The organism is Photobacterium sp. ABD4_091 (assembly GCF_056160145.1).
Genome location: NZ_JBSWWQ010000005.1, coordinates 87962 through 112352, shown reverse-complemented (window position 1 = coordinate 112352; position 24391 = coordinate 87962). Strand labels below are relative to the sequence as shown.

Annotated in this window: 21 protein-coding genes; 3 read left to right on the top strand and 18 right to left on the bottom strand. The window is 55.7% G+C overall.

Annotation, left to right across the window (positions count from 1 at the left end):
• Nucleotides 1-59: 59 nt before the first annotated feature.
• A complete protein-coding gene (gene ppnP, locus ACXAGQ_RS27345; RefSeq protein WP_107301215.1) occupies nucleotides 60-341 on the top strand; it encodes a pyrimidine/purine nucleoside phosphorylase in 282 nt (93 codons plus the stop codon).
• A gap of 61 nt (nucleotides 342-402) precedes the next feature.
• Here ppnP and ACXAGQ_RS27340 read toward each other — a convergent pair whose 3' ends face one another.
• The 12 genes from ACXAGQ_RS27340 to ACXAGQ_RS27285 all read right to left on the bottom strand — a co-directional run bounded on the left by ACXAGQ_RS27340 (nucleotide 403) and on the right by ACXAGQ_RS27285 (nucleotide 12742).
• Entirely contained in the window at nucleotides 403-915 is a 513-nt protein-coding gene (locus tag ACXAGQ_RS27340) for a fasciclin domain-containing protein (RefSeq protein ID WP_475258263.1), read from the bottom strand.
• Between the two features lie 179 nt (nucleotides 916-1094).
• Entirely contained in the window at nucleotides 1095-1391 is a 297-nt protein-coding gene (gene fis, locus ACXAGQ_RS27335) for a DNA-binding transcriptional regulator Fis (RefSeq protein ID WP_005372656.1), read from the bottom strand.
• Nucleotides 1392-1413: 22 nt separating this feature from the next.
• Nucleotides 1414-2379, bottom strand: coding sequence for a tRNA dihydrouridine synthase DusB (gene dusB, locus ACXAGQ_RS27330; RefSeq protein WP_475258262.1), 966 nt, complete (start codon nucleotides 2377-2379; stop codon nucleotides 1414-1416).
• A 149-nt stretch (nucleotides 2380-2528) separates the two neighbouring features.
• The gene (gene prmA, locus ACXAGQ_RS27325) at nucleotides 2529-3413 is read right to left on the bottom strand and encodes a 50S ribosomal protein L11 methyltransferase (RefSeq protein ID WP_475258218.1); all 885 of its coding nucleotides are present in this window, start codon (nucleotides 3411-3413) and stop codon (nucleotides 2529-2531) included.
• A gap of 105 nt (nucleotides 3414-3518) precedes the next feature.
• Complete coding sequence (gene panF / locus ACXAGQ_RS27320) at nucleotides 3519-4976, bottom strand: sodium/pantothenate symporter (RefSeq protein ID WP_475258216.1); 1458 nt, start codon at nucleotides 4974-4976, stop codon at nucleotides 3519-3521.
• A complete protein-coding gene (locus ACXAGQ_RS27315; RefSeq protein ID WP_107301212.1) occupies nucleotides 4969-5250 on the bottom strand; it encodes a YhdT family protein in 282 nt (93 codons plus the stop codon). Before ACXAGQ_RS27315 ends, panF begins: the two co-directional genes overlap by 8 nt.
• Nucleotides 5251-5436: 186 nt before the next feature.
• Complete coding sequence (gene accC, locus ACXAGQ_RS27310) at nucleotides 5437-6780, bottom strand: acetyl-CoA carboxylase biotin carboxylase subunit (protein ID WP_475258214.1); 1344 nt, start codon at nucleotides 6778-6780, stop codon at nucleotides 5437-5439.
• A gap of 12 nt (nucleotides 6781-6792) precedes the next feature.
• On the bottom strand, nucleotides 6793-7251 hold the full coding sequence (accB, locus tag ACXAGQ_RS27305) for an acetyl-CoA carboxylase biotin carboxyl carrier protein (RefSeq protein WP_475258212.1): 459 nt from the start codon (nucleotides 7249-7251) through the stop codon (nucleotides 6793-6795).
• A 19-nt stretch (nucleotides 7252-7270) separates the two neighbouring features.
• The gene (aroQ, locus tag ACXAGQ_RS27300) at nucleotides 7271-7726 is read right to left on the bottom strand and encodes a type II 3-dehydroquinate dehydratase (protein ID WP_475258210.1); all 456 of its coding nucleotides are present in this window, start codon (nucleotides 7724-7726) and stop codon (nucleotides 7271-7273) included.
• A 354-nt stretch (nucleotides 7727-8080) separates the two neighbouring features.
• On the bottom strand, nucleotides 8081-10030 hold the full coding sequence (acs, locus tag ACXAGQ_RS27295; protein ID WP_475258208.1) for an acetate--CoA ligase: 1950 nt from the start codon (nucleotides 10028-10030) through the stop codon (nucleotides 8081-8083).
• A gap of 255 nt (nucleotides 10031-10285) precedes the next feature.
• Nucleotides 10286-10915: a 3'-5' exonuclease gene (locus ACXAGQ_RS27290; RefSeq protein ID WP_475258261.1), complete on the bottom strand. Its 630-nt coding sequence runs from the start codon at nucleotides 10913-10915 to the stop codon at nucleotides 10286-10288.
• Between the two features lie 24 nt (nucleotides 10916-10939).
• On the bottom strand, nucleotides 10940-12742 hold the full coding sequence (locus ACXAGQ_RS27285) for a putative nucleotidyltransferase substrate binding domain-containing protein (protein WP_475258206.1): 1803 nt from the start codon (nucleotides 12740-12742) through the stop codon (nucleotides 10940-10942).
• Between the two features lie 216 nt (nucleotides 12743-12958).
• On the opposite strand from ACXAGQ_RS27285, the gene ACXAGQ_RS27280 reads away from it, so the two are divergent.
• Both ACXAGQ_RS27280 and ACXAGQ_RS27275 read left to right on the top strand, forming a co-directional pair.
• Nucleotides 12959-14143, top strand: a complete 1185-nt coding sequence (locus tag ACXAGQ_RS27280; protein ID WP_475258204.1) for a 3-phenylpropionate MFS transporter — start codon at nucleotides 12959-12961, stop codon at nucleotides 14141-14143.
• Nucleotides 14144-14277: 134 nt separating this feature from the next.
• On the top strand, nucleotides 14278-17745 hold the full coding sequence (locus tag ACXAGQ_RS27275; protein WP_475258202.1) for a hybrid sensor histidine kinase/response regulator: 3468 nt from the start codon (nucleotides 14278-14280) through the stop codon (nucleotides 17743-17745).
• Nucleotides 17746-17935: 190 nt separating this feature from the next.
• On the opposite strand, the gene ACXAGQ_RS27270 is transcribed toward ACXAGQ_RS27275, so the two are convergent.
• The 6 genes from ACXAGQ_RS27270 to ACXAGQ_RS27245 form a co-directional block, all read right to left on the bottom strand.
• Nucleotides 17936-19639 carry a sodium:solute symporter family protein gene (locus tag ACXAGQ_RS27270; RefSeq protein ID WP_475258200.1) on the bottom strand — a complete coding sequence of 568 codons (1704 nt, stop codon included), beginning with the start codon at nucleotides 19637-19639 and terminating at the stop codon, nucleotides 17936-17938.
• 11 nt (nucleotides 19640-19650) lie between these two features.
• On the bottom strand, nucleotides 19651-19917 hold the full coding sequence (locus ACXAGQ_RS27265) for a DUF4212 domain-containing protein (RefSeq protein ID WP_475258198.1): 267 nt from the start codon (nucleotides 19915-19917) through the stop codon (nucleotides 19651-19653).
• Between the two features lie 210 nt (nucleotides 19918-20127).
• Nucleotides 20128-20763, bottom strand: coding sequence for a response regulator transcription factor (locus tag ACXAGQ_RS27260; RefSeq protein ID WP_475258196.1), 636 nt, complete (start codon nucleotides 20761-20763; stop codon nucleotides 20128-20130).
• 84 nt (nucleotides 20764-20847) lie between these two features.
• Complete coding sequence (locus ACXAGQ_RS27255) at nucleotides 20848-21006, bottom strand: hypothetical protein (RefSeq protein WP_475258194.1); 159 nt, start codon at nucleotides 21004-21006, stop codon at nucleotides 20848-20850.
• A 29-nt stretch (nucleotides 21007-21035) separates the two neighbouring features.
• The gene (locus tag ACXAGQ_RS27250) at nucleotides 21036-22916 is read right to left on the bottom strand and encodes a protein-disulfide reductase DsbD (protein ID WP_475258192.1); all 1881 of its coding nucleotides are present in this window, start codon (nucleotides 22914-22916) and stop codon (nucleotides 21036-21038) included.
• 130 nt (nucleotides 22917-23046) lie between these two features.
• Nucleotides 23047-23958 (bottom strand): LysR family transcriptional regulator, encoded by a 912-nt coding sequence (locus tag ACXAGQ_RS27245; protein WP_475258190.1) that lies wholly within the window; start codon nucleotides 23956-23958, stop codon nucleotides 23047-23049.
• Nucleotides 23959-24391: the final 433 nt, after the last annotated feature.

Below are 24391 nucleotides of genomic sequence, written 5' to 3'. Positions count from 1 at the left end.
GGCAGGCGGTGAAGTTGTGGTAGCGTCGAAGTATCAGGTTGTTATTGATAGGGAAAGTCATGCTGAAAGTGAATGAGTATTTTGATGGCCAGGTTAAATCCCTGGGATTTGAAACATCTGGCGAGCGTGCCAGTGTGGGGGTCATGGCAGCGGGTGAGTACACGTTTGGAACTGCCGCGCCGGAGCGAATGACGGTGGTTAAAGGCGCCCTGACGGTGAAACTGCCGGGTCATATCGAATGGGAAACCTACTACGCCGGTGATGACTTTGAAGTGCCTGGTGACTCTTCGTTTGACGTTAAGGTGTCCGAGCCAACTGCCTACCTGTGTGATTACCTCTAACAGAAAAGCGCTTCACCGAGAGTGAAGCGCTGCTGCTCTTTAATCTACCGGCATCGAGCCATTATTCTTCTTGCGCTGGGATCAGCACCGTGTCAATGACATGGATCACCCCGTTACTGGCTGGCACGTCTGCCAGGATGACGTTGGCGCCGTTGATAGTTACCTTACCATCGTCATCAGTCTCTATCATGACGGTACCACCTTGTACAGTTTCTGGTAGTTTGAGTTTGGCCACTTCCTCTGAAGAGATGGCACCAGGTAGGACATGGTAGGTCAAAATGGCTTGCAGTTTTTCTTTGTTGTCCGGTTCGAGCAATGCGGCCAGCGTACCTTCGGGGAGCTTGGCAAAGGCATCATCGGTCGGGGCCAATACCGTAAATGGACCTTTGCCTTCTAGAGTCCCAACCAGATCGGCAGCTTTAATCGCCATCACAAGAGTCTGGAAGTCATCATTGTTGGCGGCGACCTGTACCAAGTTCTTCTCTGCTTCGCTTGTCTCGTGGTGACTGGCCATAGCAAAACCGGAGAACAGCATAACAATAAACATTAGAGTACGGCTGAATATACAGAGCATTGATTTCATCATTATTGCCTCGTTGTGGTTATTATCAAGCATCTAACGTACAAAGAAGCAGTATGGTTCAACTAACTTTATGGGCAGTCTTAATATTGAGAAGGGAAAGGCCAATAAAGAAAAAGCCCAAACCAGTTGCCTGGTTTGGGCTTTTTGCAATCAGGATAATCGAATGCGGCTTAGTTCATGCCGTATTTTTTCAGTTTCTTGCGAAGAGTACCGCGGTTGATACCCATCATGGTTGCCGCGCGGGTTTGGTTACCACGGGTGTACTGCATGATGGTGTCCAGTAGTGGCTGCTCAACTTCAGCAAGCACTAGCTCGTACAGATCATCGACTTCCTGACCGTTTAGTTGAGCCAGGTAGTTTTTCAGCGACGCCTTAACAGAGTCACGAAGTGGCTTCTGTGTGATTTGGTCCTGTGAAGTAACAGTAGTTACTGTCAATGCTTCGGAAGTCAGATTTTGTTCGAACATATTCTGTAAGCTCTTCTCGTATTTATGCAACGTTGTCGAAGTAGCCTTGCAGCGCATCGAGTTGCTGTTGGGCATCCTCGAGTGCGTTGAAGGTCCGGCGGAAATCACCTGCTGGGGCATGCTCTTTCAAATACCAGCCCACGTGCTTGCGCGCGATACGCAAACCCAGGTACTCGCCGTAGAAACGGTGGAGTTCCTGAACGTGGCCCAGCATGATGCTACCAACTTCATCAAATGATGGAGCCGGCAGGTGTTCGCCAGTTGTTAAGTAATGGTGGATTTCCTGGAAAATCCACGGCCGACCTTGCGCAGGGCGGCCAATCATCAAGCCATCGGCACCGGTGTAATCCAGTACAAAGCGTGCCTTCTCCGGTGAGTCGATATCACCGTTCGCAATCACCGGAATCGAGATCGCTTCTTTCACTGCCTTGATGTAATCGTATTCTGCCTCGCCTTTGTACATACAGGCTTTGGTTCTGCCGTGCAGAGCCAGCGCCTGGATGCCACATTGTTCGGCACGTTTGGCAATATCGACACAGTTTCGGTTATCAAGATCCCAGCCGGTACGTGTTTTGAGCGTTACCGGGACATCAACCGCCTCGACGACGGTGCGGAGGATGTCTTCGATCAGCGCAGGGTACTGCAGCAGGGCAGAGCCCGCCAGGCGCTTGTTGACCTTCTTGGCTGGACAGCCCATGTTGATATCGATGATTTGCGCACCGTTTTCAACACTGAACTGCGCCGCCTCGGCCATCAGCTTGGGATCAGCGCCAGCAATTTGCACTGAGCGGATCCCCGACTCGCCTTCATGTACCATGCGGTTCTGGGACTTGGCTGTTTTCCACAGGTCCGGGTTAGACGACATCATTTCGCTTACAGCCATACCTGCCCCGTAGCGCAGGCATAATTCGCGAAATGGCCGATCGGTCACACCTGCCATTGGGGCGACTATCAGCTGGTTGTTAAGTTGATAAGGACCGATCTTCAAACGTCTATTCCTGACTATGCCAGTAAGGGCGCGCATTTTACGCATTTTTTCCCCTTCTGAAAAGGCCAATAATTGAGCATTTAGGTTTTGATTTTCAAAACTGTACTTTTTTCAATCAATTGACTGTTTATCGAAGAGGAAAATGTCGATTACGCTTTGCGCCCAGAGATGCGGCACCACTCTTCGCGGGCTGCAATCGGGTCAAGCGCCAGCTCGTCGCTGTAATAGGTCGCGACGTCTTCCGCCTGGCTCTCCAGTACGCCGGAGATAGCCAGCAGGCCACCGTCTTTGACCAGGCTCTTGATCACCGGCGATAGCTCGCGCAGCGGGCCGGCCAGGATGTTGGCGACAACCACGTCTGCCTGGATACCTTCAGGCTGGTCCTGAGGTAGGTACAGCTCGAGGTTTTCCGCCACGCCATTGCGCTCGGCATTGTCGCGGGAAGCTTGGATAGCCTGCGGGTCGATATCGATACCGATCACCTTCTCGGCGCCCAGTTTCAAGGCAGCAATTGCCAGGATGCCTGAGCCACAACCGAAGTCGATGATGGTTTTGCCGGTCAGGTCTTGGCCGTCAAGCCACTCTAGGCAAAGTGATGTGGTTGGGTGGGTACCGGTACCGAAGGCTAGGCCCGGATCCAGCATCACGTTAACCGCATCTGGCTCAGGGACTTCGCGCCAGCTTGGGCAAATCCACAGGCGGCGGCCAAAGCGCATAGGGTGGAAGTTGTCCATCCACTCGCGCTCCCAGTCCTTGTCTTCCAACTGCTCGATCTTGTGGGCAAAATCGTCGGCAATCAGCGGGCTGTTCTTTAGCATTTCCAGGACAAATTTCATGTCCGTTTCTGCATCGTACAGGCCGACCACATCCGTATCGCCCCACAGGCGGGTTTCACCCGGTAGTGGTTCGAATACCGGTGTGTCCTGGGCATCAAGGAAGGTAACCGAGACTGCGCCCGTCTCTTCCATCAGCATATCGCCGATAGCTTCAGCATTCTCAGCCGTCGCGTTCAGTTTGATTTGAATCCAAGGCATGGTTATTTCGCTTTTAGGTTAGCTAAATTCAAGGATGCGGAGTCTAGCATGATTTTTAGCCAGTTGAAAAAAGATAGCACCCGGAGGTGCTATCTGAAGGTTGATTTAAGCCTGTTGCAAGGTCTGCTGCGGAACCGGCCTTGCCAGGCTGCCTAGGACGAAGGTGACAAGCCCTACTGCCAAAGTCGGTACGATGGCATGGATACCGCCTAAATCGGGCTTGAGCAGCGACAGGGCGATGTAACAGGCGAGTCCGCTGACCATGGAAGCAAAGGCGCCGGTGGCCGATGCTTTTTTCCAGTACAGCCCCAGTACCAGCGGCCACAGGAACACGGCCTGCATACCGCCGAAGGCCAGCAGGTTGAGCCAGATGATCATATCCGGCGGGTTGGTGGCCGCAACGAACACCAACAGCGAGAAGATGCCGGTGACCCACAGCGACAGCTTCGGCAGTCGGCTTTCCGCCTCTGGCCCCTGGGCGGCTTTCGGGTTGATGTAGTTCAGGTACAAATCCTTGAGCAGGGTGGCCGAAGCCTGGATCAGCTGGGAGTCGATAGTCGACATGATGGCCGCCATTGGGCCGGCTAGGAACACCCCGGCAACCACGGGCGGCAGCACCGTCATCATCAGGGTCGGCATGATCTGATCCGGGCTGGCAATATCCGGCACGATAGCACGGCCTAGCGCGCCGGCCAGGTGCATGCCGAGCATCAAGAAGGCCACCATCGCGGTGCTGATCACCATGCCCTTGTGCAGGGATCCTGTGGATTTATAGGACATGCAGCGCACTGCGGCATGGGGCAGGCCGATGACCCCGAAACAGACCAGCACCCAGAAGCTGAGCATGAAAGGCTGGCTGAGGAAATTGTCTGGGCCGAACGGGGTAACCAATGCCGGGTCGATACGGTGCAGCTCGCCCATCATTTCGCCGATGCTGCCACCGGCATGGACAATACCGACCAGCAGCGCGATGGTACCGATGATCATCATGATCCCCTGTACGGTATCGGTCATGACCACGGCGCGGAAGCCGCCGATGGTGGTATAGAGGCCGACAGTGGCAGCAAATAGGATCAAACCGTGGTGGTAGGACAGGCCCGTGACCGTTTGCAGCAGGCGGGCACCGCCGACAAACTGCACCACCATGGTGCCGAAAAATGCCAGCAGCAGCGCCAGCGAGGCGAAGACCACGACCCCCCGGTTCTTATAGCGGGCATAGAGAATGTCGTTCAGTGTCAGGGCGTTATGGCGGCGCGCTTCGATAGCGAACTTCTTGCCCAGCACCCCGAGGGTCAGCCAGGCTGCCGGCAGCTGGATCATCGCCAGCAGTACCCAGCCCAGCCCCATTTTGTAGGCAGCGCCCGGTCCGCCGATGAACGAGCTGGCACTGGCGTATGTCGCTGCTAGGGTCATGGCAAGGACAAAGCCGCCCATGCTGCGGTTGCCGACTAGGTATTCGTTGAGAAAGCCGCTACCGGTGCCGCGATGGCGGCGGGTGTAGATGGCAAGGCCGAAAACCGCCATCAAATACAGGACCAGCGGGATCAACAGTTGGCTATTCATCACCAGCCTCCTGCTCGACTTCGAGCGACATGTCGCGGTAGATATATTTCACCATCAGGCCACAAAGTACGGTGAATAAGATAGGGCCGATGATACAGGCCAGCAGGAACCACAGCGGGAATCCCCAGTACAGGGTAGGCAGGCTTTCGTCTATGCCGTTAGGGGCAAAAGCATAGGCCGAGAAATACCACCAGGCGAAGTAGGCCAGGGCGAGGCCGACAGCCCATTTGGCTTCCTTGTGGGCCTGGCGATAGCGCGCAGACAGCGTTTTCATGGTGTTGTTTCCGGTTGATAGGCAGCGAAGGAGCAATCATGAGATGCGCCTTTGCTCATTCTTCATACAAATTTAAGGGGGCTATTGTGGCAAAAGTTAGCAGGGAGCGCTAGGAATGGAGTGGAAATGCGGTATAAAGAGATAAAAAAAGCTGCCGAAGCAGCTTTTTCCTTGAAGGTATCAACCTTACTGAAGGCCGAGTTTCTTCTCGAGGTAGTGGATATTGGCACCACCGTGCTGGAAGTTCTCGTCTGCCATGATTTCCTGCTGAAGAGGAACGTTGGTCTTGATACCGTCGATGATCATCTCACCAAGCGCGTTCTTCATGCGGGCAATCGCCACGTCACGGTTCTCACCGAAGGTGATCAGCTTACCGATCATTGAGTCGTAGAACGGTGGAACGCTGTAGCCGGTGTAGATGTGCGATTCCCAACGTACGCCCATGCCGCCAGGGGCGTGGAAGCGTTCGATCTTGCCCGGGCAAGGCAGGAAGCGCTCAGGATCTTCGGCGTTGATACGGCACTCAACCGCGTGGCCTTTGATCTTGATGTCATCTTGGGTGTACGACAAAGGCTGGCCTGCGGCAATACGCAGCTGCTCTTTGATTAGGTCAACGCCGGTCACCATCTCGGTTACTGGGTGCTCAACCTGGATACGAGTGTTCATCTCGATGAAGTAGAATTCGCCGTTCTCGTACAGGAATTCGAACGTACCGGCACCGCGGTAGCCGATTTCGATACAGGCACGGGTACAGCGCTCACCGATGTACTTGCGCATTTCTTCGGTGATGCCTGGCGCCGGCGCTTCTTCTACAACCTTCTGGTGGCGGCGCTGCATAGAACAGTCACGCTCACCCAGGTGAATCGCACCGCCCTGGCCGTCAGCCAGTACCTGAACTTCGATATGGCGTGGGTTTTCAAGGAATTTCTCCATGTAAACCATATCGTTGTTGAAGGCTGCCTTGGCTTCGGCACGGGTCATCTGGATAGCTTCGATCAGCTCAGCTTCGCTGCGAACCACACGCATACCACGGCCACCGCCGCCGCCTGACGCTTTGATGATCACCGGGTAGCCGATACGCTTGGCAAAGGCTTTGTTCTTAGCTTCATCGTCATCAAGTGGGCCGTCAGAGCCCGGTACACAAGGAACGCCAGCTTTTTTCATTGAGGTGATGGCTGAAACCTTGTCGCCCATTAGGCGAATAGTCTCAGCTTTCGGGCCTACGAAAATGAAGCCAGAGCGCTCAACCTGCTCGGCAAAATCAGCGTTTTCAGATAGGAAACCGTAGCCTGGGTGGATGGCCACCGAGCCAGTGATTTCTGCCGCGCTGATAATGCGAGGGATGTTCAGGTAGCTTTCGGTACTCTTGGCAGGACCGATACAGATCGCTTCGTCAGCCAGCAGTACGTGCTTGAGATCGCGGTCAGCAGTGGAGTGCACCGCAACCGTCTTGATACCGAGCTCTTTACATGCACGCAGGATACGCAGCGCAATCTCGCCTCGGTTAGCAATTACAATTTTATCTAGCATAAAAGGCCCCGGTTATTCGATGATAACTAGCGGCTGGTCGAATTCAACGGCGTCGCCGTCTTCTGCCAGGATAGCTACAACCGTACCGGCTTTGTCAGCTTCGATCTGGTTCATCATCTTCATCGCTTCGACTATACACAGGGTATCACCGACATTGACAGACTGGCCGACTTCAACAAATGGCTTCGCATCTGGGCTAGGTGCACGGTAGAAGCTGCCTACCATTGGCGATAGAACCTGGTGGCCAGCAGGCGCTGCAGCAGCGGCTGGTGCTTCGGCGGCAGGAGCAGCGGCAGCGGCTGGTGCGGCAGCCGGAGCAGCAACAGGTGCAGCAATCACCTGGGCTGGTGCAGCGATAGGGGCAGTGGCACGGCTGATGCGTACTGACTCTTCACCTTCAGAGATTTCCAGCTCGGCAATACCAGATTCTTCTACTAGCTCAATCAGTTTTTTGATTTTACGAATATCCATTTATCTTTCTCTTTTATGTTCAGTTGGCGTCTGCTTGCAGGCGGCGTACCGCAGCTTGCAGGGCGAATTCATAACCATCTGGGCCCAGGCCGCAAATCACCCCAACCGCCTTGTCTGACAGGTAGGAGTGGTGGCGGAATGGTTCCCGGGCATGAACATTAGACAGGTGTATTTCAATGAACGGGATGCTGACCCCCAGCAGGGCATCGCGGATAGCAACGCTGGTGTGGGTAAAGGCAGCGGGATTGATCAGGATGAAATCGACCGTGCCGTGGGCCTGGTGGATCGCATTGATGATTTCGTGCTCCGCGTTCGATTGGATGTGGTCTAGCGTCACGCCTAATTCGGTGGCTTTGGCAGTTAGGTGCGTCACGATCTGGGCCAGTGACTGCTGGCCATAATGCCCCGGTTCGCGCAAACCCAGTAGGTTCAGGTTCGGGCCATTGATCAGTAAAATTCGTTGAACGGTCGACATCTTGACGTTATATCACTTGTATTTGAGGTTTTACTCTAGCAACGTGCAAAAAGCTGAATTGTTGCTTCCCTGTGTTCCGATTTTATCTGCCAAAACATGCTTGATGTGCAATTATAGAGAATTCACCGCAAATCGCAGCAAAATACTGGTCTAATCACCACATTTTAATTTGTACACGTGTACGCTGCTTGGCGCTCGAGGGGGGTGAATGGAATTTGTCGCAGCTGACACTATGCGTGACCCTTGGGCAGGAGACAATAGTTAGCGGCGACAGAAGTGTAACTTTTAGCACTGGATCAAAAAAGCCGCCGCCAGCGAGGGCTGGGGCGGCTTGTATTGACTAAAACGTCAGGGTTATAGCACTTTTTGCTTTTCTGCGATCAGTTTCTCAACCACGCTTGGGTCGGCCAGGGTGGACGTATCGCCTAGGGTTGCCGTATCGCCGGTGGCAATCTTGCGCAGGATACGGCGCATGATTTTGCCCGAGCGGGTCTTCGGCAGTGCATCGGTCCAGTGCAGGAAGTCCGGTGTCGCGATTGGGCCGATTTCCTTGCGCACCCAGTCTTTGACTTCTTTGTGCAGCTCCGCCGATGGGATTTCGCCATCATTGAGGGTGATATAGGCATAGATTGCCTGGCCCTTGATATCGTGCGGTACCCCGACAATCGCGGCTTCGGCAATCTTGTCGAAGGCCACCAGTGCCGATTCGATTTCAGCCGTCCCCATGCGGTGACCGGAAATGTTCAGTACGTCATCGACACGGCCAGTGATCCAGTAGTAGCCGTCTTCATCGCGGCGGGCGCCGTCACCGGTAAAGTACATGCCCTTGAAGGTCGAGAAGTAGGTTTGCTCGAAGCGGTCGTGATCGCCCCACAGGGTGCGCATTTGGCCTGGCCAGGAGTCGATCATCACCAGGTTACCCTCGGTAGCACCATCAAGGATGTTGCCCATGTTATCGACCAATGCCGGCTGAACACCGAAGAACGGACGGGTTGCCGAGCCTGGTTTAAGGGCGGTTGCGCCCGGTAGTGGCGTGATCAGAATACCGCCGGTTTCGGTCTGCCACCAGGTGTCAACAATCGGGCAGCGGCTGTCACCAATGGTACGGTGGTACCACTCCCACGCTTCAGGGTTGATAGGCTCGCCGACCGACCCCATGATACGCAGCGATGAACGCTTGGTGCCAGCAATGGCTTCGTCGCCTTTTGCCATCAGGGCACGGATTGCTGTCGGTGCGGTATAAAGGATGTTGACGCTGTGTTTGTCGACCACTTCACTCATGCGGCTGGTCGATGGGTAGTTCGGTACACCTTCAAACAATAGGGTCGTCGCACCGTTGGCCAGCGGGCCATAGACAAGATAACTGTGTCCGGTGATCCAGCCCACATCAGCGGTACACCAGTAGATATCGCCTTCTTGGTAGTCGAAGACGTATTTGAAGGTCATGGTGGCGTAGACAAGGTAGCCGCCGGTGGTGTGCAGTACGCCTTTCGGCTTGCCGGTTGAGCCCGAGGTGTAGAGGATGAACAGCGGGTCTTCGGCATTCATTTCTTCCGGTTCGCAATGGGAAGAAGCAACGGCTGTCGCTTCATGCCACCAGACATCGCGGCTGCTGTCCCACTCAACGTTGCCGCCAGTGCGCTTGAACACAATCACTTTCTCGACGCTGGTGACCTCGTCGTTGGCCAGGGCATCATCGACATTTTTCTTCAGCGGTACCGCACGGCCGCCGCGGATTCCCTCATCGGCCGTGACCACGACCTTGGCATTGGAATCGGTAATACGGCCGGCTAGGGCTTCTGGTGAGAAGCCACCGAACACAATTGTGTGAACCGCACCGATGCGGGTACAGGCCAGCATGGCAACAGCGGCTTCGGCAACCATTGGCATGTAAAGGCAAACCACATCACCTTTGCGTACCCCTTGGCTCTTCAGGGCATTGGCAAACTGGCACACTTGCTCGTGCAATTGGTTATAGGTGAGGGTGGCATCATCGGCCGGGTCATCGCCTTCCCAGATAATGGCTGGCTGGTCGCCGCGGGTCGCCAGATGGCGGTCAATACAGTTGGCCGACACGTTGAGGGTGCCGTCTGCGAACCAGTTGATGCTGACATGGCCGGTATCGAACGAGGTGTTCTTGACCTGGCTGAATGGCTTGATCCAGTCAACAATCTGGCCGTGCTCGCGCCAGAAGCCTTCCGGGTTGATCACAGACTGCTGGTACATTTCACGGTACTGCTCGTCGGTAATATGGGCGTTGGCTGCGATGTCCTGGTTTACTGTATACACATGAACCTCACTCATTCTTTTCTCCTTGTGTTCCGTTAATGTCCGTACTGGACCGGATTATTCTGTATGCAGGTTTTGGCTTGCGTGGTTAATAACTTCCGACAGATCGCCGCAGGTCTCAATTAGACTTTAGGATGAGAGTGGGCGGAATGCGGGGAAAAGGCCGGTTTTGCAGCGCTGTTGCAGTCAAAAACTTGCGCTTTATCGCTGATAAAGCGCAAGGGATTAACTTTATAAGATGTTGATTAGTCAGATTTCTTTGTCGGATTATCAGGCTTGCCTGGCAACAGGGTGAGGCAGATCACCGTGTTTTAGCCGCACGTAGATCATTGCAGCGGCAATGGCGTCCTGCAGGGCATCGTGGCGCGGCGGTACCGGCAGGTCGAGGTGGCGGCTGATGGCCTCGAGGCTAAGGTCGAAATAGGCATTGGGCAGCTGGCGCTCGAGCTGCTCGTGGTAGAGGTGGCTGACCTCGACGGTCTTGTTGGGCAGCGGGAAACCGAAGTGGCGGTGGAAATAGCGGTCAAGGATCGTTTTGTCATAGCGGATATGGTAGCCGACCAACGGGCGGTTGCCGATAAAGGCCAGCAGCTTTTCCAGCGCCTGGCTTTCTTCCATGCCCTGGTTGAGATCCTGGTGGCGGATGCGGTGGATGGCCACCGAGCCGGCATCGAGGCTTGCAGGTGCGCGCAGGGTCAGGTGGATTGATTGGCTGGTCAGGATACGGTTTTCCTGGATCCGGGTCGCGGCGATGGTGACCAGCTCGGCACTGTGCGGATCTAAGCTGGTGGTCTCGCAGTCGAGCGAGACCAGCTCGGTGCCGCGGTAGCGGGAAAATAGGTCGCGGTACTCACTGTCCTTGAATTTATGGCGGTACCACCAGCGTTTTAGGGTATTGATCATCATTCTGCTCCTTGGCCGGTGCTAGTCACGGATCTGGTAGTGGTACCCGAGCCATTCCTTGAATTTTTTCACTACATGCAGGCTATGGCGCAGCAAGTCACGGTCGGCACGGTTGAGCCGCTCGACATTGAGGTGCTGCTGCAACCCACCGGCCGGAATATCCAGCTGCTGGCGCAGCCGCAATTTGATAAATAGCTTCAGCGCCTCGCTGAGGTTGGAGGCGGTCTCTGTTTCCAATACCCTGTGCTGTGCCAGCTGCTCGAGGCGGGTGAAGGTGTTGTTGTCCTCGATACCGTGCTCTAGCGCCAGCGCCCTCACACCGTGCACAATCGGGAAAATACCGCCACGCTTGATATCCAGCCCATCCTTGCCTGATTTCAACTTACCGAACAAGGATAGCGGGACGCTAAAGCGCAGGGCGGGGCGGGTGAAGGTGGCCAGCAGTAATTCCTGCTCGGCCATTTGCTGATGCAGTTGCTTCTTGATCGGGCGTAGCAGTTCGGGGTTGCCGGCGACGGCATGGCTGTCGGCGAGGATCGCCAAGTCCATCATTTCATTCTCGGTTCCCTTGCGGGAAAAGTCTTTTAGAGTATGTAACCACTCACTTTGATGCTTAACCCATTTGGGGTTGTTGACCATCACCTTGCCCGGGCAGAGCGGGTAGCCCAGCTGGTGCAGGGTGTGGGTCAGGGTTTCCATGGTGTCACCCAGCCCCGGCCATTCGACACCGTCTTCGATGATCAGGGCATTGTCCTGGTCGGTCTTGAGAATTTGCTCGCCGCGCCCTTCCGAGCCCATAACGACTAAGCAGCAGTGGTTCTGCAGTGCCTGCGGCACCACCAGGCGGAAGGCTTTTTCGATAATTTGCTCATTGACCGCCGCGATCAGCTCCATCACGAAACGGGTATGGATGCCGTTGTTGAACAGAGTCGCCACCAGCCGTGATTGGCTGCTAGCCGCCAGCGAGAGCTCCTCGACCGTTGTCGCGCGGGCGATCCGCAATGTCAGGACATGGGAATGGGTGGAAAATAGGCTCAGCACCTGGGTGAGATCCAGCATGCCCACCAGTGCTTCGCCGTCGGTGACGGATACCCGCTTTACCTTGTGCCGGGTCATCGCCAGCATCGCATTGAACAGGTAGTCGCCCTTGCTGACGCTGACTACCGGGCTGGTGGCTACCTCGCCAATGGCGGTGGTGGCTGGCAGATTGTCCAGCATCACCGCATGGAGCAAATTGGTGCGGGTAATAATACCGTAGGGCTGTGTGCCACCGGCTTCGACCAACGCGGCATCCATGCCCTGCTGCTGCAGTTTCACTGTCGCGGCGTGCAAATCACAGTTGCGCGGCAGGATCAGGCAGGGTTGGATATTGCTGTCGTCGACCCGGGTCAGGATGAACTCTGCCAGGTTCTGCTGGCGCTGCGCCTCTTCCAGCAGTTGCTGGCGGCGGGCCAGGCTGGTATCGAAGTAGGCGGCAAACTGGCTGTTGCCGTGGTAGAGGTCGAGGAACAGCGGCTTGGGAACCAGGTAGCACAAGGTATCTTCCAGCGCGGTATAGCGGTGGCGGCAGGTGGATTCGAGCTGGGAGCGGACATCGAACAGATCATCGCTGGTGTAATGGGCATAGATTTCGCCCCCGTCAGCGGCACTTTCCTCGACGCTGCCCTTGATAATGATGTGCAGCTGCTCGCTGGACTTGCCGGCCTCGATCAGGATATCCCCATGGCGGTAGTAAGCCACATCCAGTGAGTCGACCAGGCGCTGTTGCTGCTCGCTGCTGAGGCGGTCAAAAGGGGGCAGGGAGGTATCAAAGCTGTCTGACATGGCGGCTCTCCGGAGCGATGGGCACTGTATGCAGTGTCCGCCCGATAGCGCAAAAGCTCCAGACGACTTTAGTCTACTATGGGCGATAAAATGGTTGTTCTGCTAAGTACAGCTGACAGTGAAATGGGGAAAGAAAAAGGGTGGATAATTTCATTGGGGCTATGTTCTATTGGAGGCATAATAGCGCCTCGATTATTCTGTACGATAGGACAAGGCATGTTTCGTAGTAGCCCTTACGGTTGGACCTCGCAGTACCTGCTGGGTTTTTTCTTTAATTATGGTGTTTATCTTCCGTTCTGGGCGTTGTGGCTGGCGCATCTTGAGGTCAGTGCCTCCAATATTGGCCTGCTGCTGGGCTTGGGCTTTGGTGTCCGCTGCCTAGCCAACCTGGTGATCACCCCCCGTATCCATAAAGTCGAACATCTTATCCCGGCCCTGCGCGGTTTCGGCTTGGCAGCGCTGGTCAGCTGTATCGGCTATATCTATTGCGGCGGGAGTTTGTGGGCGCTCACAATCATGACGGTCATCTATAACATGATGGTCGGGCCTATCGTGCCGCTGTCGGATGCGTTGGCGAACCACTATGCCAAAGAAGGCCACCTCGACTATGGTCGAACCCGCCTGTGGGGCTCGATTGCCTTTATTGCCGGCTCCACCGTGGTGGGCTTGCTGGCGGCGCAGCACAGCCCGGATGTGATCCCTTGGGTAGCAGCTGCCGGTTTGGTCGGGGCACTGGTGCTGGGTATGCGCCAGCCGACTATCCTGCCGGTCTCCGAGCCGGGTAGCCACGACCAGCCGCGCCCGGCCCTGATGCAGCTCATGCGTGACCCGGCGGTACTTCGTTTCCTGACCATTATTGCCTTGCTGCAGGGCAGCCATGCGGCCTACTACAGCTTCAGTGCCATTTACTGGAAGGAAGTCGGCTACAGCGAAGATGTCATTGGTTACCTGTGGAGCTTCTCGGTGGTCGCCGAAGTGGCTGTTTTTGCCCTGAGCAAGCGACTGTTCGCTGGCTGGTCGGTGGTGGGGATGTTCCGCCTGGCCGCTGTCGGCGTGCTGATCCGCTGGGGGATCACCGCCAGCATGACCGAGCTGCCGCTGCTGGTCGCCGCGCAGGCTTTGCACGGTGTGACATTCGCGGCCTGCCACCTTGCTACTATCCGATATATCCAGAAAGCACAGAGCAACCAGATGGTTGCCCTGCAGGCATTGTATAACGCCCTGCCGATGGGCGCTTTCATGGCCCTGATGACCGCTCTGAGCGGCTGGCTATATGGCCTGTGGGGTGCCAACATCTTCTGGCTGATGGCGGTGATGGGGATCCCGGCCTTGCTGATGAAGGTCGAGCCCAAGGCCCGACGCCAGTTTGCCCAAGCGGGTGAGGCGGCCGATAACCCGTAATCCAGCCTTGGTTGTAGCACGCTGCAGCCAAGAACTGTGATCCTGCTGATTGGTGAGCGCCAGTGGTTTGGTTACACTGGTGCTCACAATATATTCAAATCATTTGGGTATTATCAATTAGTTGGAGATAACACATGGCACAGGGATGGATTGTCGTGCCGGTCACATTGGCCTATCTGGGGCTGTTGTTCTGGATAGCCTGGTACGGAGACCGAAAAAAACAGTGGATGTCACGCTGGCGGCCGTGGATTTACTGCCTGTCGATTGCCGTGTATTGCACCTCCTGGACCTTCTACGGCACGGTTGGCCAAGCCAGCCAGAATATCTGGTCCTTCCTGCCTATCTATATCGCACCGATTTTGGTGTTCACTTTCTTTTGGCGGGTACTCGCCAGGCTCATATTGATTGCCAAGCGCGAACACATTACCTCTATTGCCGACTTTATTGCTGCCCGTTACGGTAAATCGCAGGGCTTGGCGGTATTGGTCACGCTAATTGCCGTGGTCGGTATCTTGCCGTATATCGCCCTGCAGCTGCGCGGGATCACTATGGGACTGGAGTTGGTCGCACCGGGGCTGGGCCAGGAGATGGGTGTGCTCGGTGCGGATAGCTCGCTCGATACGGCCTGGGTCGTAACGGTCGCATTGGCGGTCTTCACCGTGTTGTTCGGTACCCGCCATATCGACAGTACCGAGCATCACCGCGGCATGATGATGGCGGTGGCGTTCGAGTCCATTATCAAGCTGGTGGCCTTCTTGGCCGTCGGGGTGTTTGCCGTCGTATTGCTGTTTGATATCCCCGACCTGGCGACGGCAAGCCGCGAATTGCTTCAACCCACCACTCCTCATGTCGGCAGTTTACTGATCCATACCCTGTTCACCATGGCCGCTATTATCTGTCTGCCGCGTCAGTTCCATACTACGGTGGTCGAAAATGAAAGGGCGCAGGACTTGCACCGGGCACGCTGGGTGTTCCCGGGCTATCTGGTGCTGATGGGGATTTTTGTTATTCCATTGGCATTGGCTGGCCAGGTATGGCTGCCCCATATCTCCGCCGATACCTATGTGATTAATTTGCCGTTGTTGCATGGCGCCGAAGGCATTGCCCTGTTGGCATTCCTTGGCGGAACCTCGGCCGCAAGCGGGATGGTGATTGTCTCGACCATCGCCCTTGCCATTATGGTCTCCAACGACTTGGTGCTGCCGATGCTGCTGCGCCGTATGCGGATCTCCGGCCGTAACTACCACGCGTTTTCGGGGATACTGTTGAATATCCGCCGTGGTCTGATCTTGCTCTTGTTGCTGGCGGCGTGGGGCTTTTACCAGATTTTGGGAGAGATCCCATCGCTGTCGGCTATCGGTTTACTGTCTTTTGCGGCAATAGCCCAGTTTGCCCCGGCGCTGCTTGGCGGGATCTACTGGCGCGAAGGTAACCGCAATGGGGTGTATGCTGGCCTGCTGGGTGGTATCGCCATCTGGGGGGTGACCATGATGGGCCAGACCAATATGCTGGCTGGCACACCTCAGACCAATATCTTGCTGTGGCTGCTCGCGCCGCCGAACTGGCCGGTACTCGGCAAGTTGTCGAGTGTCGACTGGGGCATGCTGCTGAGCTTGCTGGTCAATATTGGCTTGTACGTGAGTGTGTCTTTACTAACTCGCTCGAGCCTGACCGAAAGGCTCCAGGCCGCTTCGTTTGTCGGCGCGCCCTTGCCGGAGAGCGGTGACAGCAGTTTGTACCAGACCCGGGTAACGGTCGCCGAGCTGGAAATGCTGGCGGCAAGGTTTGTTGGTCGCAAGCGTATCCGCCATGCCTTCCGCCAGTTTGGCGAGCAGCGCCATGAAGCCTTGCTGCCACAACAGCAAGCGCCTTCTACCCTGATCCGCCATACCGAAAGGGTGCTGGCTGGGGTGTTCGGGGCATCTTCTGCTCGCCTGGTGCTGACATCGGCGTTGCAGGGGCGCAAGATGCAGCTCGAGGAGGTCGCGACGATTGTCGATGAAGCTTCGGAGCTGTTTGATTTCAGCCGCGGCCTGCTGCAAGGGGCGATTGAGCATATCAGCCAGGGCATTGCCGTGGTCGACAAGCAGTTGCGGCTGGTGGCCTGGAACCAGCGTTATACCGAGCTGTTTACCTTCCCGCCCGGCCTGATCCAGGTCGGCAGGCCGATTGCCGATGTCATTCGCCACAATGCCGAACTGGGACTGTGTGGTCCGGGCGATCCGGAAAGCCATGTCGCCAAGCGGGTCGAGCATCTGCAGCGGGGCACGGCACATACGTCTTCGCGCATTCGCCCTGATGGCCAAGTGATTGAGGTACAGGGCAACCCGATGCCCGGTGGCGGTTTTGTGATGAGCTTTACCGATATCACCGAGTTCCGCAATGCCGAAAAAGCCCTGCAGGAAGCCAATGAAACCTTGGAAGAGCGGGTTAGGCAGCGAACCAGCGAACTCGAGCGGCTCAACCGCCAGTTGGTCAGTGCGACCCAGCAGGCCGAGTTGCAGGCCCATTCCAAAGGACGGTTTTTGGCAGCGGTCAGCCATGACTTGATGCAGCCACTCAATGCCGCCCGGCTGTTCTCTTCTTCGTTGGCAGAAGTGGCAAAAGAGCAAGAAGCGGCCAAGCTGGCCCGCCATATCGAGAGTGCTCTTGGTGCAGCGGAAGATTTGATTGGCGACTTGCTGGATGTGTCTCGGTTGGAATCCGGCAAGCTGCAGGTTAATGTCCATTCATTTCGGATCAGCGAAGTGCTCGATACTCTGAGTGCTGAGTTCGGCGCCTTGGCCCGCGAGCAGGGGATCACTTTCGAAGTGGTGCCTTGTAATGCGGTGATCCATTCGGATCCCAAATTGCTGCGCCGGGCACTGCAGAACTTCCTGACTAACGCGTTTCGCTATAACCCCAAAGGCAAGGTCGTGCTGGGCGTCCGTCGCCGTGGCAGTGGGCTGCAGGTTGAGGTGTGGGATAACGGCCCGGGCATTCCCGAGGAAAAGCAGGCTCATATTTTTGATGAATTTACCCGTATCGAACGCAGCGGGGTCGACCACGGCCTCGGGCTGGGCCTTGCTATCGCCCGCGGGATCAGCCGGGTATTGGATCACTCTCTGTCGCTGCGCTCATGGCCGGGCAAGGGCACGGTGTTCTCCCTTACTGTCAGACGAGGCGTGTTGGTGGCGCCGAAAGATGCACCGACGTTAACCGAGAAACCGCCTGCTGCTCTAGCAGGCCTCAAGGTGCTGTGTGTTGATAACGAGCCGGATATTTTGCTGGGGATGGAAACTCTGCTGGCTCGTTGGGGATGCGAGATCCGCCTGGCTGAAACAGTCACTGCTGCGATGCAACAGCTGGCCGATGGCTGGCAGCCCGACTTCATCTTGAGTGATTACCACCTTACCGATGGTGAAACCGGCTTGCAGGTGCTGCAGCAATGCACCCTGAAACTAGGTAGGTGTTTCCGGGGGGCGGTGATCAGCGCAGATAGAACCGAGGAGACCAAAACCATGATTGAAGGGCACGGTTTTAGCTTTATCAGCAAGCCGGTCAAGCCGCTCAAGCTGAGGGCGCTGCTTAACCAGCACCAGAAAGCGAGCGCTAAAATGTAGTCGTTGAGATGGCTGAAGAGGATCAAACTACAGGATAGCTAAATGAAAATTTCAAAAACGCATAAATACATCCTGTAGCTCCGATCCGCCATCCATGGCGGATAGGTTTTGAAATTTTATTCAGCCATCCAGTACAAATACAAACGGAGCCATGAAGGCTCCGTTTGTATTTACTTATCAGGACATTTGATTAGTGATCGTGCGCAGCACCGGCACCTTTCGGATAGCGGATTGACTCCACCATATCCTGCACATCTTTCGGTACTTCAGCGGTGAATTTGTTCACCACAATCGAGACCACGAAGTTCACACACATACCTAGCGTACCGATACCCTCAGGGCTGATACCGAACCACCAGTTTTCTGGCGTGCTCGCGGCTGGGTTGATGAACTTGAAGTAGATGATGTAGCTGGCGGTGAAGGCGATACCTGTCAGCATACCGGCAATCGCCCCTTCCTTGTTCATCTTCTTGTAGAAGATGCCCAGGATAATTGCAGGGAAGAAGGAAGCCGCTGCCAAGCCGAAGGCGAAGGCCACAACCTGTGCCACGAAGCCTGGCGGGTTGATACCCAGATAACCCGCACCCACGATGGCGACAACGGCAGCGATACGTGCGGCGAGCAGTTCCTGCTTGTCGGTCATATTGGGTTTGAAGCCTTTCTTCAGCAAGTCATGGGATATCGAGGTCGAGATAACCAGTAGCAGGCCTGCTGCTGTTGATAGTGCGGCTGCCAGGCCACCGGCTGCCAGTAGTGCAACCACCCAGTTCGGTAGTTTCGCCAACTCAGGAGAAGCCAGTACGATGATGTCACGGTTGATGGTCATCTCGTTACGCTCATCGCCCGAGTAGAACATCTTGCCGTCGCCGTTCTTGTCTTCCCAGCCGACTAGGCCAGTGCTTTCCCAGTTTTTATACCAGCTTGGTGCATCTGTCGCAGCGACACCCTGCATGTCAGGACCGTTAATGGTCTCAATCATGTTGACTCGGGCGAACGCGGCCACACCTGGTGCTGTGGTGTATAGCAAAGAGATGAACAGTAGTGCCCAACCGGCAGAGATACGTGCATCGCGCACTTTAGGTACAGTGAAGAAACGGATGATAACGTGTGGCAGACCTGCGGTACCCACCATCAGGGCAGCACAGATGAAGAATACATCCACCATGCTCTTGTTGCCTTCGGTATAGGCGGTGAATCCGAGCTCTTCGGTTAAGCCATCGAGCTTATCCAATAAATAGACGTCGGTGCCCGAGATGGTCGAGCCCATACCAATTTGCGGGAATGGATTGCCGGTCATCATGATCGAGGTGAAGATAGCCGGAACAAGGAAGGCGAAAATGAGAACACAGAATTGAGCTACCTGCGTATAAGTGATGCCTTTCATGCCGCCCAATACGGCGTAGAAGAACACAATCCCCATACCGATGATGATACCCAGGTTGATATCAACCTCTAGGAAACGGGAGAACACCACGCCCACACCACGCATTTGGCCTGCGACATAGGTAAAGGAAACGAAGATGGCACAGAAGACCGCCACCATACGTGCGGTTTTGGAGTAGTAGCGCTCACCGATAAAGTCAGGCACGGTGAACTGGCCAAATTTACGCAGGTAAGGTGCCAGGCAAAGTGCCAACAATACGTAGCCACCGGTCCAGCCCATCAGGTATACCGCACCATCGTAGCCGACGAATGAGATGATACCGGCCATAGAGATAAATGATGCCGCCGACATCCAGTCAGCTGCGGTCGCCATGCCGTTGGCGACAGGGTGGACACCGCCACCGGCGACGTAGAACTCACTGGTAGACCCGGCGCGGGCCCAGATAGCGATACCGATGTACAGTGCGAATGTAATGCCGACGAGAATAAACGTCCAAGTTTGAATATCCATGTTCTAAACCCCTAGTCTTCCTGTACGTTGTATTTCTTGTCGAGCGCATTCATACGCGCCACGTAGACAAATATCAGGACAACAAAAGTATAAATTGCCCCTTGCTGGGCAAACCAAAAACCAAGCTTGAAACCGCCCAGTTGAATGGTGTTGAGCGCATCGACAAACAAGATGCCTGCGCCGTAAGACACCACAAACCAGATAGCCAGCAGTGTGCCCATAATTCCCAAGTTTTCCTTCCAGTAGGCTTGAGCATGTTCTGTTGATTCGAACGCCATTGCCTTCTCCTTCCACGTCGTCATAAATCACGTTAATGAAATGTTACGCACTGACAATAGCAATGAATGGTCAAGGAAACAGTGCAACTTTAGTCGAGGAAAAAACGGCAAAATCGCTGGCTTGGCAGCGATTTTGTGAAGTCAGGCGGAAATTGAGGATATTGTGAAAATGTTACGTTAGCCGAAAGTCTAACGGGGTGATGAAAAAAATTACGGGTTGATATCCATCTGCTGCAGCAAGATGACCGCCTGAGTGCGATTTTTGACTCCGAGCTTGCGGAAAATGGCGGTCATATGGGCCTTGATAGTTGCTTCGGAGACATTGAGCTCATAGGCGATTTGCTTGTTGAGCAAGCCGTCGGAGAGCATCCCCAGCACCTTGTATTGCTGCGGCGTGAGGGCGGCGATTCTTTCGGTCAGCTCGGTCAGTTCATCGTTGTCTTCACCGAGCCCTTCCGGGAACACCGGCTCGCCATCGAGCACCTGGTTGAGCGAGCTGATCAGCGCCCGCATATCGCTGGATTTGGGAATAAAGCCAAACGCGCCGTGGCTGCGCACCTGGCGGATCACGCTCGGCTCTTCGCTAGCGGAAATCACCACAACCGGCAGGTCAGGGTATTGGCTGCGGAGCTGGATCAGCCCCGACATGCCGTTGGCACCGGGCATCTTGAGGTCTAGCAGGAGCAGGTCGACGTCGTCCTCTTTGTCGAGCAGGGTCAGCAGGCTGTCGAGCGAGTCGGCTTCAAGCAGGTTGGCCCCGCTGATCGCCATATGCACGGATTGAAACAGTGCATTACGGAACAGCGGGTGGTCATCGGCAATCACTATCGTGTACTGGGCGTCCATGGTAATCACATCTTGTTGTTTTTAATAACGCTATCACTGCCTTAAGACTAGATCAATTTGTTAACACTCAAGATCTGAACTGGATCAGACCAGGGTGTCAGTGTTGTGCAACCGGTGCTGCAATAGCGGGAGGGAAAGTGTTGAAAGCGGTGGGTTAAGCGGGCGGAGGTTGGCACCGCCGGGGTGCTCTAGGTGTGGTGGCTGGGGGCCATGGGATGCGGCTTCCGGTAGTAGAAACCGCATCTCTCGCTGCGCTCGTTAGCCAGGCATGCTTAACGGGTCAGCTGGTGGTTGGCCAGATGGGCAAGGAAAGGCTCGGCCTTCATAAAGCCGGTCAGGCGTGCGCCTTCCATCCGGTTGCCACTGCTGTCCCAGAAATCCAGGGTCGGCAGGCCGAGCACATCCATCGCCTGCAACAGCTCGATATCGGCCGGCGAACTCTGGGTGACATCGGCCTGCAGCAGGACGAAACTATCGAGCTGCTTGGCCACGGCCGGGTCGTGGAAGGTGTATTTCTCGAATTCCTTGCAGGCCACGCACCAGTCGGCGTAGAAATCCAGCATCACTGGTAGTTGCAGAGCTTTGGCTTCCTCCAGGGCCAGAGTCAGATCATCGATATTGCTGACACGCTTGAATTCTACTTTGACTTCCTGCTCTGCGGCGACCTTGGCAGTAGAGCCTGTCAGCAGTGGGTATAGGGGCTGGACCGAGATAAACAAGCCGACAATCGCCACCACGGCCAGTGTGCTGCTGCGCCATGACACTGCCAGGGTATTTTTGACATGGTAGAGCCAGCCGAAGGCGGCAATACCGAGCAGCGACCAAAGGTACGGCATCAGGGCACCCGGCAAGATACGCTCAAGCAAGAATAGCGGCACGGCTAGCAGGACAAAGCCGAAGAAGGCTTTGACATGGTTCATCCAGTTGCCGGCTTTTGGTAGTAGCTTGTTGCCGAACATCGCAGCAAGTATCAGCGGGATCCCCATACCGATAGCCAAGGCATAAAGGGCCACGGCACCCGTTAATAAATCGCCGCTCTGGGCAACGTAGATCAGCGCGCCGGACAGTGGCGCGGTGGTGCATGGCGAGCAGACCAACCCGGAGATCGCCCCCATGGCGAATACGCCGCCAGCGCTACCGCCTTGTTGCTTGTTGCTCAGGCCATTGAGCCAGGTCTGGACGCTGCTCGGCAGCTGCAGGGTATACATGCCGAACATTGACATGGCCAACGCCACGAACAGCACGCTCAGGCCGATCAGGATATAGGGGTGTTGCAGGGCAGCCTGGAACTGCATGCCGGCAGAGGCAACCACCAAGCCGAGCAGGGTGTAGGTCAGCGCCATGCCTTGCACGTAGATAAAGGCGAGGCGGAAGGCGCGGCCGTGGCTGAGCTGGCCGTTGCCAAGCACGATACCGCTCAGGATCGGGTACATCGGCAGCACGCAAGGGGTGAAGGCCAGGCCGATCCCTAGCGCGAGGAAGACCAGTGGTGTCCACCATTGGTCGGCTAGGTCACTGGCCAGCTTGTCTTGCTCGGAAGCTGGCGCCGTGTTTGCATTTGAAGGTTGTGAGTATGCACTTACATTACTTTCAGTACTTGTTTGCTCTGCCGGTTGACTGCCAGTTGTTGATGTTTGAGGCTCAGAAGGTGCCGCATTGGCGGCTGCCATGACGGCGCTGAGCGGAACCTGGCGGATCTCCGGCGGGTAGCAGAAGCCAGCTTCGGAACAGCCCTGGTAGCGGACGGTCAGGGTATCACTGTCGCTGGCCTGGACGATTGGGACGGTCAGGGTCAGCGGCTCGGTGTAGATGTTGACCTCACCGAAGAACTCGTCTTTATAAGGCTTGCCGGTAGGGATATTCACGGTGCCCAGCGTCGCAGTGTCCGAGCTGACCGACAGCTGGTGCTGGTAGAGGTAGTAGCCCGGCTTTACCTGCCAGTCGAGGTAAACCTGATCGCCCTGTTGGGTGAAGTTGAAGCTGAAGGCTTCATCAACGGCCACAAAGGTATTGGGTGAACTGCTAAAGCCCGGCAGTTTCAGGGCAGAGGCCGGTAGGCTGAGTACCAGCAGGCTGAGCAAGGCAAACAGGGAAAGGGTTCGGCTTAATGCGAACTGGTCTGCTGCACACTGAAGTCTTTGTAATAGTGTCATTAAATCTGGCTCGTCTATGAGTTGCCCTGCCCAAAGCGGTGGCAGGGAAAGAACAGCTAGTATGGCGCAGCGAAACTGTGCGCCATGAAATAACTATACTCCCTCAGACCGAGTTAATCAGTGTTTGGTTTCATTTGCTTGCGAAAGCCTGCTGGCTATTGCCGAGCACGTCACGCATGAAGTCTGTGAAGATCTGGATATGGGCAGGGACATAGCCCAGGCGCTGGTAGAGCATGTAGATAGGGCGCGGCGGCGAGTACCAGTTTGCCATCATGGAAGAGAGCTGGCCTGCGGCAATGGCATCGGCGACGACATAGTTGGGCAGGCTGGCGATCCCCAGTCCCTGGATAGCGGCTTGTTTGATGCTGTTGAGATCGGCAATCGCCATTTTGACCGGCGAGTTAATCCAGATGGTTTCCTGGCTGTCTTTCTTGTTAGTTAGTGCCCACTCAAACTCTGGGACGCTGGCGAGGCGGGCATGGTCGTTGAGCTCATCCGGATGGGTCGGTGCACCCTGGCTCGCAAGGTAGGCCGGGCTGGCGACCAGCACCCGCTGCGACTCGCCGATATTGGCGGCGGCGAAACTGGAGTCCGGTTGCTGGCCGACGCGGAATACCACGTCGTACTGCTCAGGGCTGTAGTCATGGTGCTGGTTGGACAGATGGGTCAGCGACAGGGTGATCTCCGGGTACTGGGCCAGAAACTGGTTGAACAGCGGCATCAGCCGGTAGGTCAGCAGGCCGACCGGGGCAGAGACCCGCAGCGCGCCCTGTGGTTCGTTGTGGCTGCTGTCGTGCAGCTCGGCCGTTGCCGACTCAAGTTGCGCCAGCAACGGCTGGCAACGCTCGAAGTAGTCCCGGCCGAGCGGGGTCAGCGACACATTGCGGCTGTCCCGGATCACCAGCTGGCTACCGAGGGTATCTTCCAACCGCTGGAGCCGCCGGCTCAGGGTTGTCGGGGGAATATCTAATGCACTGGCGGCTGCTCTGAAACTTCCGTGTTGGGCAATCGCAATCAGGGTGCGCAGGTCGTCTAACTTCATACCATTTTTGCATCGCTGCATAACGCTTTTACCTCTATCACCAAGTTGCCTCAATGACTACTATTAGTGGGCAGGCTTTCCTGTCTTGGCCTGCTCTGTAGCAAAAAGAGACATGAATCCGGTCGGGATGTTGGGATTGACGTCACTACCGGAATGAGCAAATACGTCGGGAATCCGTATTTGTTCTTGTCTTCGCCCTAGGACGGGGCGGAGACATTAAATTTCTATTGTAACCTTTCTTCTCGGTTCGGATCCTGAACCAATATTCTCATATCGTTATTTATATCATTTGCCTTGGCTATTTGTGCCGGGTTGCTTTCGTCTGTGCTTTTGCATCTCTGAGCTTTTGTACCTCTACATCTCGCTTTCACATCTCAATATCTATTCATCACACTATGACGCCTTTTAAAAGAATCTATTGCGTGCCAGCGTA

Bases quoted from the DNA above. Each gene is read 5' to 3' on its own strand.
- ACXAGQ_RS27315 (WP_107301212.1), bottom strand. From the start codon at position 5,250: ATGAAAACGCTGTCTGCGCGCTATCGCCAGGCCCACAAGGAAGCCAAA.
- ACXAGQ_RS27270 (WP_475258200.1), bottom strand. From the start codon at position 19,639: ATGGATATTCAAACTTGGACGTTTATTCTCGTCGGCATTACATTCGCA.
- ACXAGQ_RS27250 (WP_475258192.1), bottom strand. From the start codon at position 22,916: ATGACACTATTACAAAGACTTCAGTGTGCAGCAGACCAGTTCGCATTA.
- panF (WP_475258216.1), bottom strand. From the start codon at position 4,976: ATGAATAGCCAACTGTTGATCCCGCTGGTCCTGTATTTGATGGCGGTT.
- ACXAGQ_RS27245 (WP_475258190.1), bottom strand. From the start codon at position 23,958: ATGAAGTTAGACGACCTGCGCACCCTGATTGCGATTGCCCAACACGGA.
- accB (WP_475258212.1), bottom strand. From the start codon at position 7,251: ATGGATATTCGTAAAATCAAAAAACTGATTGAGCTAGTAGAAGAATCT.
- ACXAGQ_RS27340 (WP_475258263.1), bottom strand. From the start codon at position 915: ATGCTCTGTATATTCAGCCGTACTCTAATGTTTATTGTTATGCTGTTC.
- ppnP (WP_107301215.1), top strand. From the start codon at position 60: ATGCTGAAAGTGAATGAGTATTTTGATGGCCAGGTTAAATCCCTGGGA.
- ACXAGQ_RS27260 (WP_475258196.1), bottom strand. From the start codon at position 20,763: ATGGACGCCCAGTACACGATAGTGATTGCCGATGACCACCCGCTGTTC.
- prmA (WP_475258218.1), bottom strand. From the start codon at position 3,413: ATGCCTTGGATTCAAATCAAACTGAACGCGACGGCTGAGAATGCTGAA.
- acs (WP_475258208.1), bottom strand. From the start codon at position 10,030: ATGAGTGAGGTTCATGTGTATACAGTAAACCAGGACATCGCAGCCAAC.
- fis (WP_005372656.1), bottom strand. From the start codon at position 1,391: ATGTTCGAACAAAATCTGACTTCCGAAGCATTGACAGTAACTACTGTT.
- aroQ (WP_475258210.1), bottom strand. From the start codon at position 7,726: ATGTCGACCGTTCAACGAATTTTACTGATCAATGGCCCGAACCTGAAC.
- accC (WP_475258214.1), bottom strand. From the start codon at position 6,780: ATGCTAGATAAAATTGTAATTGCTAACCGAGGCGAGATTGCGCTGCGT.
- ACXAGQ_RS27255 (WP_475258194.1), bottom strand. From the start codon at position 21,006: ATGCGGTTTCTACTACCGGAAGCCGCATCCCATGGCCCCCAGCCACCA.
- ACXAGQ_RS27265 (WP_475258198.1), bottom strand. From the start codon at position 19,917: ATGGCGTTCGAATCAACAGAACATGCTCAAGCCTACTGGAAGGAAAAC.
- ACXAGQ_RS27280 (WP_475258204.1), top strand. From the start codon at position 12,959: ATGTTTCGTAGTAGCCCTTACGGTTGGACCTCGCAGTACCTGCTGGGT.
- ACXAGQ_RS27285 (WP_475258206.1), bottom strand. From the start codon at position 12,742: ATGTCAGACAGCTTTGATACCTCCCTGCCCCCTTTTGACCGCCTCAGC.
- ACXAGQ_RS27275 (WP_475258202.1), top strand. From the start codon at position 14,278: ATGGCACAGGGATGGATTGTCGTGCCGGTCACATTGGCCTATCTGGGG.